Below are 2044 nucleotides of genomic sequence, written 5' to 3'. Positions count from 1 at the left end.
CTCTCGGGCGGCGAGCGGCAGCGCGTCGCGATCGCCCGCGCGCTGGCCGCGCGCCCCGACCTGCTGCTGCTCGACGAGCCGCTGACCGCCGTCGACCCCGCGATGCGCGAGGACATCGCGGGCGACATCCGCGCGCTCGTGCGTGCCGACGGCATCGGCCTGCTCGTCGCGTCGCACGACGTGCGCCTGCTCGACCGCCTGACGTCGCACGTGCTCGTGCTCGCCGAGGGCGCGATCGTGGAGTCCGGGCCGCTGCGCGACGTGCTGCGCGACCCGCAGCACCCCGAGACGCGCGCGCTCGCCGAGGCCGTTCCCGAGGCGTTCGGGGCACGCCCGACCCGCTGACGGCCTCTCACCACCCGACCCGGGGACGCCCCCTCACCACCCGCTCGCCACCCACCCCGCCCGCCCCGCCCGCCCCGCCGCGAGAAGGCCACCCCTGCCGCGAGAGTGCGATCGAGCCTCGTCACCGCCGCCAGCCGGGCGGTGCCACGAGCCGCACGCACGACTGGATCGCCCTCTCACGGGCAGGGGGGATCGTCCGCAGGCCGACCCTGGCAGACCGGATCGACCTCTCGCGAGCGAGGTCAGTGGCGCGTGGGGAGCGTGGCGCGCGTGGCGTCCGACGGGGTCGACGTCGGGGTGCCGCGCGCGCGGGACGAGCGCAGCTCGCGCTCGACCTCGAGCAGCAGCAGCCCCGCGTCGGCCCAGCCTGCGACCGACGCCGCGACCGCGACGCGCACGTCGACCCCGAGGCCCGCGCACGCGCCGTGCAGCCGCTCCCGCAGCGACGCGACGACCTCGAGCGCACGGTCCTCGTGGACCGCGGGCAGCAGCACGAGCGTGGCGAACGCGTCGCCGTCGAGGCGGGCCACGACCCCGCCGTCGGGCGTCGCCGCGGTCACGCGCTCGGCGAGCGCGCGCAGCAGCGCGTCGCCCGAGTCGAGGCCGTGGGCGGCGTTGACGTCGTCCATGCGCACCACGTCGACCGCCGCGAGCAGGAGGCGGCGCTGCGTGCCGGGCAGCGCGTGCGACGCCCAGCGCGTGGTGGTCGCGACGAGGTGCGCGCGGCTCAGCGTGCCCGTGAGCGGGTCGCGCGCCGAGCGGTCGGCGACGGCCGCGGTCAGGGCCTGCACGAGGTCGGCCGTGCTCGCGGCGGACCACGACGGGCCTGGCACGAGCACGTCGTCGTGCCGCACCGCGGCGTCGCGGGCCATCGCGGCGCGCGCGGCGTCGACCACGCTGGTCGACGCGTCGAGCACGAGCGGCGACCAGTCGGCGACCTCCCCCACGAGGCGCCGGGCGAGCACCGCACGGCCGTAGCCCAGGCGTCCCGTCATGACCTCGGTGAACCGGTGCCGCGTGAGCAGCCCCACGTCTCCACCCTCGTCGTCGCGCACGACGACGACCTGGCACGCGGGCGCGCGGAACAGGATCTCGACGTCGGCGACGCGGTCGACCGCCCGCACGCTCCGCACGGGCACCGCGACCTGGCCGAGGTGGCGCGGGACGGCGGGAGCGGCGGGCGCCGCCGGTCCCGCGACCTCGGCGGGGGCCGCGGTCATCGCAGCCCCCGCGGCAGCGCGCCGACGGCGGACGGCACGGACCACCCGCTGGACGAGAGGACACGGCGGGCGGGTGGGGCGGAGGGGACGGTCACCGGGTCATCGTGGTGCGCCCGCCGGTCGGGTGGGGTCCGGGTCGTCCGGTCGTCCGCGAAGGTTCGACGGCTCGTCGCCGAACCGTCGACGGCTGGTCACCGGCCCTCGCGCCGACCGTCCCGGCCGACCCCCGTCGCACGGACTGGATCGACCTCTCACGGACGAGGGGGGTGGACTGGATCGACCTCTCACGACAGAGGGGTGGGGGCTGGGGCGCGGGGTCAGGGAGCGAGGCCCTCGGCGATCGCCCGGAGCGCGGCGACGTGCGCGGAGAACGCGCGGCGGCCGGCGGGCGTCAGACGCAACCACGTGAGCAGGCGAGCGTCGGTCCGGACGGACGACGGCGCCTTGCGCACGGCCGCGTAGCCCGCGTCGACGAGGAC

Annotated in this window: 2 protein-coding genes; one reads left to right on the top strand and one right to left on the bottom strand. The window is 77.9% G+C overall.

All coding sequences use genetic code 11. From position 1 onward, the window contains the following. Positions 1 to 345 (top strand): ATP-binding cassette domain-containing protein (locus J7523_RS20185; protein ID WP_291890558.1); only part of this gene is annotated, 345 nt, incomplete at its 5' end. Between the two features lie 242 nt (positions 346 to 587). On the opposite strand, the gene J7523_RS20180 is transcribed toward J7523_RS20185, so the two are convergent. Continuing rightward, positions 588 to 1565 (bottom strand): diguanylate cyclase, encoded by a 978-nt coding sequence (locus J7523_RS20180; protein ID WP_291890556.1) that lies wholly within the window; start codon positions 1563 to 1565, stop codon positions 588 to 590. Positions 1566 to 2044 lie beyond the last annotated feature (479 nt).

The organism is Cellulomonas sp., assembly GCF_017744555.1.
Lineage (GTDB): Bacteria > Actinomycetota > Actinomycetes > Actinomycetales > Cellulomonadaceae > Cellulomonas.
Note: the sequence above shows the minus strand (reverse complement) of the source record. Positions and strands in the feature narration are given on the sequence as shown.

What these genes read in the sequence shown, in the direction of transcription:
- J7523_RS20180 (WP_291890556.1), bottom strand. Translation starts at nt 1,565, where the DNA reads ATGACCGCGGCCCCCGCCGAGGTCGCGGGACCGGCGGCGCCCGCCGCT.